This window comes from Noviherbaspirillum sp. (genome assembly GCF_036846085.1).
GTDB lineage: Bacteria > Pseudomonadota > Gammaproteobacteria > Burkholderiales > Burkholderiaceae_D > Noviherbaspirillum.
Window position 1 is genome coordinate 1 of record NZ_DAIUCO010000267.1, and the last position, 6,956, is coordinate 6,956.

Genomic DNA, 6,956 nt, shown 5'->3' on the forward strand with positions numbered 1-6,956 from the left:
GCATGCACCCCATCGCGATCATGCCGATGCGGACCGGCCCGACGCGGTCCATCATGCGGGCGCCGATGATATTGCCGGTGACGCCTGCGGCGCCGAAGCAGAGGAACATCGCACTGATGATATTGGGCGTGGCGTTGATGAAATCCTTCAGCACCAGTGCCATGTAGGAAAAAATGACGAACATGCCGACTGCCTGCAACGCGGTGACGGAAATCGCGAGCATCAGCGGCGTGTTGCCGAACAGGCTTTTCCAGGCTGCCCGGTCCATCGCCGGAATGAAGAGGCGGGAGGGAATCTGCATCCATACGCCCACCGCGAATACCGCCGCGACCACGCCGACGAGTCCCATGGTCGGCCGCCAGCCGATATGCGCGCCGAGATAGGCGCCGATCGGCGAACCGACCACCGCCGCAATCGACCAGCCCAGAAACACCAGCCCGATGGCCTTGCCACGCTCTTCCGGCGGCACCATCAGGCCGGCGGTCGCCGCAGCCTGGGCAGTGAACAATGCCGCACCGACGGCGGTCACCATGCGTGCGAGCAGCAAGGCGTTGTAGCCGGGCGCCAGGGCGGCCAGCAGATGCATGACCGCGTACAAGACCAGCGATGCCGTCAACAGCTTGCGCCGCTCGATGGCGCTGGTCCAGCTCGCCATGAACGGGCCGCCGATGCAAATCGTCATCGCGAACGCGGAAATGAGCATGCCGATCGCGGCCGGCGACTCCGACAGGTCGGCGCTGAGCTCGTTGAGCATCCCGGGCACGATCATCACGCCGGTGCCGATGGCGAAATTGCCAAGAGTAAGTGACCACAGTTTGGATTTCATCGGGCAAGTGTAGCCAAAGGCGCACGACCGTGCTGAACGGCGTCCCGTGGCGCGATGTAAAGCGTTGTTCACAATTGCCGGGCGATTTCCCGGATTGTGTGCGCGCCGGTGCGCAAACAGTGCGCAAGCGGATCGCAAAGGTGCACATTCGCCGGCGATAGTTGGATATCGCACTACTTCGATACGGCACACGTCTTGCGTAACTGCACCGTCATTCAATCATCAAAGGGAGATCATCGATGGACCGTCACACCGTCACGCAGAAAATCATCGGCGCCAAAGTAAGGAAGGGCCTGAAGTGGAGCGACATCGCGGAGAAAATCGGCCATAGCAAGGAATGGACGACCGCCGCCTGCCTCGGGCAGATGACCTTCACCAAGGCGCAGGCCGAAGTCGCGCAAAGCCTGTTCGACCTCAGCGATGAAGAAGCCGCATGGCTGCAGATCGTGCCGTACAAGGGATCGCTGGCGACCGCAGTGCCGACCGATCCGCTGATCTATCGCTGGTATGAGATCGTGAACGTGTACGGCATGACCATCAAGGAACTGATCCATGAAGAGTTCGGTGACGGCATCATGAGTGCGATCGACTTTTCGATGGATATCCAGCGCGAGCCGGACCCGAAGGGCGATCGGGTGAATGTAGTGTTGTCGGGGAAGTTCCTGCCTTACAAGACGTATTGAAGGCAGTTCTGCGCAAGCGGTGAAACAAGCATATCGATGTTGATGTCGGGAGTCGTTCCCTGCACGACAAATTTGCTTGTCGACCCGCTTGCCATATCTGGGATGCCTGTCGAAGGAGGTCGGTCACTTCTTCCCTTTGTCCAGCGCCTCCGGATTCAGAATATTCACCGCCCTGCCATTCTCGAACTCCACCACGTTCTGAAACGCCGCCCGGAAGTACAGTTCGTAGCTATCCTGCTCCACATACCCGAGATGCGGCGTCGCCAGCACATTCTCCATGCGCAGCAACGGCGACTGCACCGGCAGCGGTTCGGTCTCGAAGACATCCAGCGCGGCATATCCAGGACGCCCTGCCTGCAACGCGGCATGCAAGGCACCATCCTCCACCAGTTCCGCACGGCTGGTATTGACGAACAAGGCATCCGGCTTCATGCGCGCCAGATCGGCTCCGGTAACGCAAGCGCGTGTCGCCTCGTTCAGGCGCAAATGCAGTGACAGCACATCGGCCTCGGCGAAGAATGCGTCTTTCGATGCGGCTGCGGCAAAGCCGTCCTCCAGCGCGCGGTCACGGCTCGGTTCGCGTCCCCAGATCATCACGCGCATGCCGAATGCCTTGCCATAACCCGCCACCAGCCTGCCGATCCGTCCGTAACCCCAGATGCCGAGCGTCCTGCCCTTCAGGACCCTGCCGAGCCGATTGTGTTGTGTTGTGACCGACGATGTCTGCCAGAGACCTTCGCGCAACAACGTGCTGTAGGGAAGAATCCGGCGCGAGGCCGCCATGATCAGCGTCCAGGCAAGCTCCGCCGGCGCCGGCGGATCGCCTGTTCCTTCAGCGATCGCAATGCCGAGCGCGGTTGCAGCATCGACATCGATATGGCCGCTGACCTTGCCCGTTTGCGATATCAATTTGAGGTTCGGCAGCTTCTGCAGCAGCATGCGCGGGAAAGCGGTCCGCTCGCGTATCAAAACCAGGACATCAAATCCCGCCAGCCGGATTGCCAGTTGACCAACACCGCGCGCCGTATTCGTGAACACTTTGACATCATGTTCTTTCAGCAACGCGAAGCATTCCAAATGGCGTACGCGGTCTTGATAGTCGTCAAGAATGGCGATCTTCATAAGCGTATTGTTTCCTAAGTAATTTTGCTTAGAAAATTAGTCACAAAAAGTGCAAAAGTGTAAAATCATATGTTTCGTAGCTTGTTAGCCGCCAGCCTCCGCGCCACCCCTGCAGAGTCCAAAGCTGGCCACTGGAGTGACGCTTTAGCGAGCTCCATTATCCGACAGACCGCCGTTCCGCTGCGGATCGACTTAGCAGATCGATCCGAACCAGCCCTGGAAACCCCAAACGACGATCCTGCCGTGCCGCTACACCCGGTTTTTTATTAGGCATTGGAGGTTTTATCGTGAATCAACCAGTCATGGGTGGTGTTACCACCATTACCGCCCCATCGTACGTCAAGCAGCAAAAACTCATCAATTGGGTGGCAGAAATCGCCGCCCTCACCAAGCCGGACAACATTTACTGGTGCGACGGATCGAAGCAGGAGTACGACCGCCTGTGCGCCGAGATGGTTGCCGCCGGCACAATGAAGAAGCTGAACGAGGCAAAACGCCCGAACAGCTATCTTGCGATCTCCGATCCGAGCGATGTCGCCCGTGTCGAAGACCGCACCTTCATCTGCTCCGCCAAGGAAGAAGACGCAGGCCCGACCAACAACTGGATGGCGCCCGCCGAAATGCGCAGCACGCTCAACGGCCTGTTCGACGGCTGCATGCGCGGCCGCACGATGTACGTCGTGCCGTTCTCGATGGGCCCGCTCGGTTCGCCGATCGCCCATATCGGCATCGAACTGTCCGACTCGCCATACGTCGCCGTCAACATGCGCACCATGACGCGCATGGGCAAGGCGGTCTATGAAGTCCTCGGCGAGGATGGCGATTTTGTGCCCTGCGTGCATTCCGTCGGCGCGCCGCTGCGTCCGGGCCAGAAGGATGTAGCCTGGCCATGCAACAAGACCAAGTACATCGTCCACTATCCCGAGACACGCGAGATCTGGTCCTACGGCTCCGGCTACGGCGGTAATGCGCTGCTCGGCAAAAAGTGCTTCGCGTTGCGCATCGCGTCCACCATGGGCCGCGACCAGGGCTGGCTGGCTGAGCATATGCTGATCCTCGGCGTCGAATCGCCGGAAGGGAAGAAGCATTACGTTGCAGCCGCTTTCCCGTCCGCCTGCGGAAAAACCAACTTCGCGATGCTGATTCCACCAAAGTCGTTCGAAGGCTGGAAAGTCACCACCATCGGCGACGACATCGCGTGGATCAAGCCGGGCGCCGATGGCCGCTTGTATGCGATCAATCCGGAAGCCGGCTATTTCGGCGTGGCGCCGGGCACCAACAGCAGCTCCAATGCCAACTGCATGGCATCGCTGCAGGAAAATACCATCTTCACCAACGTCGCATTGACCGACGACGGCGACGTATGGTGGGAAGGCATGACGAAGGAACCGCCGGCGCACCTGATCGACTGGCAGGGCAAGGACTGGACACCGGACATCGCCAAGCAGACCGGCGCCAAGGCAGCTCACCCCAACGCCCGCTTCACCGTCGCGGCGACCCAGAACCCGGTGATCGATCCGGCCTGGGACAATCCGGCTGGCGTGCCGATTTCGGCATTCATCTTCGGCGGACGCCGTTCGACCACCGTGCCGCTGGTGACCGAAGCCCGCAACTGGGTGGAAGGCGTCTACATGGCAGCGACCATGGGTTCGGAAACCACCGCTGCGGCTGCAGGACAGCAAGGCGTGGTGCGCCGCGATCCATTCGCGATGCTGCCGTTCATGGGCTACAACATGAGCGACTACTTCCAGCACTGGCTCGACATGGGCAAGAAGATTGCCGCCTCGCCTGCGGAACTGCCGAAGATCTATTGCGTGAACTGGTTCCGCACCGACGAGAACGGCAAGTTCGTCTGGCCGGGATTCGGCGACAACATGCGCGTCCTGAAATGGATGCTCGACCGGATCGAAGGCAAGGCCGGCGGCGTCGAGCACATCTTCGGCGTGACGCCACGTTACGAAGACCTGAAGTGGGACGGCATCGATTTTTCGCAGGAGCAGTTCGATCGCATTACCTCGATCGACAAGGCGGCTTGGGAAGCAGAACTGGCGCTCCACGCCGAGCTGTTCGACAAGCTGAAGTATCACTTGCCGAAGGCCCTGGAAGAAACGAAGGCGGAGTTGGAGAAGCGGTTGGCAGCATGATGGTGCGGTAAGCCTTCTCCCATGTATATGGGGGATGGAGGAGACACATAAAATCGAAGCGCGGCAGGGCAACCTGACCGCGCTTTTTATTTGTTCGCTGCTTTTTCAGGTTGCACCGCTTTTCAGGCCTGGCCTTGTTTGCCGGCATTTTTCGGTCAAGGCTGACCGGAACGGTGACTGCAACAAATATTGCGACCGCACTTGCCATTTTGCAATCTTGCAAGGCACACTACGCCCTGTCGCATGCCGGCGGCGGTCGCCGGTGCCACCAGATGGGGACCGAGTGACCACATTCATCCTGCTTTTCACCCTGCTGCTCGTCAGTGCTCTGCTTTGGCGGACAGTCTTCGTCAGGCAGAAAGAGCGGCAGGTGATCCGTTTCGGTTTGAAGGAACTGGTAATCGCCGTAGGGATCGCCGGCGTCATCGCTGGCGGCCTGTTCTATTTGTTGTTCAACACTACGCTGAGGATCGTATGAAGTTTCTTCTTGCAGCCGTTGCCGTCGCGACGCTTTCCGCCTGTACACGCATCGATACCGGTAATGTCGGGGTCGAACAAACCGTAGGGCAGGTGAAGCTGGAAGAACTGACGCCCGGCCTGTACTTCACACTGTTCAAGAAGGTGCATGAAATGACGGCCAAGGAAATGTCGATGGCGCTCAACGACATGAAGCCGAAGACCAAGGATCATCTGACCATGGCCGACTTCGACGTCGATGTGTATTACCGCATCAACCCGGGCAAGGTTGCCGACCTGTTCGTGAAGTACAACGGCGACGTGGTCGAGGACAAGAACGGCGACGGGATCGCGGCGCATGGCCGGGTGTTCCGCTCGGCGCGCGAGGCGGCGTACAAGGCCGCTAGCGAATACAATGCGCTCGACATGAACCGCAGCCGTACCGATCTGGCCAACCGGGTGCTGCACTACATGCAGGCGGAACTGAATCGGGTCGATCCCGAAACATTCAGCGTGACGGACGTCAATATCCGCTCGCTGGTGACCGATCCGGCGCTGGAGGCATCGATCAAGGCCAATGTCGAGACACAAAACAAGATCGATCAGAAACAAAAGGAGATCGAGCTTGCCAAACAGGAGGCGGAGCGCAAGCGGGTGGAGGCGGAAGGCGAAGCCCGCGCCAACAAGATCATCGCCGAGTCGCTCGACAGCCGCTTGATCGAACTCAAGCGCATTGAAGCACAGCAAGCATTCGCGAAGTCCGGCACCCATACGATCGTGATGCAGGGCGGCGCGACGCCACTGATACAAGTGAAGTAAATCAAGCATGCGCGGCGATCGTTGGACCCCGCATCGTGGTCCAACGATCGCTGCACCCTCTTCAATCCGTTTTACGCTTTTTGCACAAGGAAAACCGACATGGCCGGAGCCAGCCTGCTGACACTGCTTGATGACATCGCCACCATTCTGGATGACGTGTCCGTAATGACCAAGGTCGCGATGAAAAAAACCGCGGGTGTGCTTGGCGATGACCTTGCCCTGAACGCGCAACAGGTTTCAGGCGTACGCGCAGAACGTGAACTGCCGGTCGTCTGGGCCGTGGCCAAGGGATCGTTCAAGAACAAGCTGATCCTGGTGCCGGCGGCGCTGGCCATCAGCATCTTTGCGCCATGGGCCGTGACTCCGCTGCTGATGCTGGGCGGCGCCTTCCTGTGTTACGAAGGATTTGAAAAGCTGGCGCACAAGTTCTTGCACAGCAAGGAAGAGGACGAGGCCCACCATGCGCAAGAGGTCAAGGCACTCAGCCTTCCCAAGGAAGACTTGCTGGCATTCGAAAGCGACAAGATCAAGGGCGCCGTTCGCACCGACTTCATTTTGTCGGCGGAAATCATCGTCATCTCGCTCGGCACGGTGGCGACCGCAACCTTTGGCCAGCAGGTCACCGTGCTGGCGGGGATCGGGCTCATCATGACAGTGGGCGTCTACGGCTTGGTGGCAGGTATCGTGAAGCTGGATGACGGCGGTCTGTACCTGACCATGAAGAAAGGGGAGGGTGGCTGGTCCGCGCTGCAACGCCGCATCGGCAGGGGCATCCTGGTGGCGGCGCCCTACCTGATGAAGAGTCTGTCGATACTCGGCACCGCGGCGATGTTCATGGTCGGCGGCGGCATCCTGACGCACGGCATCTCCGTCGCCCATGAGTTCATCGAGCATGTTGCACACGAT

General features: G+C 59.5%; 7 protein-coding genes. 5 read left to right on the forward strand and 2 right to left on the reverse strand.

What is annotated here, in order from left to right; genetic code table 11:
- Positions 1-826: MFS transporter (locus V7080_RS21925; protein WP_334190510.1), on the reverse strand; the 826-nt coding region annotated here is incomplete at its 3' end.
- Positions 827-1,065: 239 nt separating this feature from the next.
- Here V7080_RS21925 and cynS point away from each other — a divergent pair.
- Positions 1,066-1,509 (forward strand): cyanase, encoded by a 444-nt coding sequence (cynS, locus tag V7080_RS21930; protein ID WP_334190511.1) that lies wholly within the window; start codon positions 1,066-1,068, stop codon positions 1,507-1,509.
- A gap of 123 nt (positions 1,510-1,632) precedes the next feature.
- Here cynS and V7080_RS21935 read toward each other — a convergent pair whose 3' ends face one another.
- Positions 1,633-2,631 (reverse strand): D-2-hydroxyacid dehydrogenase family protein, encoded by a 999-nt coding sequence (locus V7080_RS21935; RefSeq protein ID WP_334190512.1) that lies wholly within the window; start codon positions 2,629-2,631, stop codon positions 1,633-1,635.
- A 287-nt stretch (positions 2,632-2,918) separates the two neighbouring features.
- Between V7080_RS21935 and V7080_RS21940 the strand changes: the two genes are divergently transcribed.
- From V7080_RS21940 to V7080_RS21955, 4 genes are all read left to right on the forward strand, one after another.
- Positions 2,919-4,775 (forward strand): phosphoenolpyruvate carboxykinase (GTP), encoded by a 1,857-nt coding sequence (locus tag V7080_RS21940; RefSeq protein WP_334190513.1) that lies wholly within the window; start codon positions 2,919-2,921, stop codon positions 4,773-4,775.
- A 283-nt stretch (positions 4,776-5,058) separates the two neighbouring features.
- Positions 5,059-5,253 (forward strand): hypothetical protein, encoded by a 195-nt coding sequence (locus V7080_RS21945; protein WP_334190514.1) that lies wholly within the window; start codon positions 5,059-5,061, stop codon positions 5,251-5,253.
- Complete coding sequence (locus V7080_RS21950) at positions 5,250-6,050, forward strand: SPFH domain-containing protein (RefSeq protein WP_334190515.1); 801 nt, start codon at positions 5,250-5,252, stop codon at positions 6,048-6,050. Before V7080_RS21945 ends, V7080_RS21950 begins: the two co-directional genes overlap by 4 nt.
- Before the next feature lie 99 nt (positions 6,051-6,149).
- The coding region (locus V7080_RS21955) for a DUF808 domain-containing protein (RefSeq protein WP_334190516.1) at positions 6,150-6,956 on the forward strand (807 nt) is incomplete at its 3' end.

What these genes read in the sequence shown, in the direction of transcription:
- V7080_RS21935 (WP_334190512.1), bottom strand. Translation starts at nt 2,631, where the DNA reads ATGAAGATCGCCATTCTTGACGACTATCAAGACCGCGTACGCCATTTG.
- V7080_RS21950 (WP_334190515.1), top strand. Translation starts at nt 5,250, where the DNA reads ATGAAGTTTCTTCTTGCAGCCGTTGCCGTCGCGACGCTTTCCGCCTGT.
- cynS (WP_334190511.1), top strand. Translation starts at nt 1,066, where the DNA reads ATGGACCGTCACACCGTCACGCAGAAAATCATCGGCGCCAAAGTAAGG.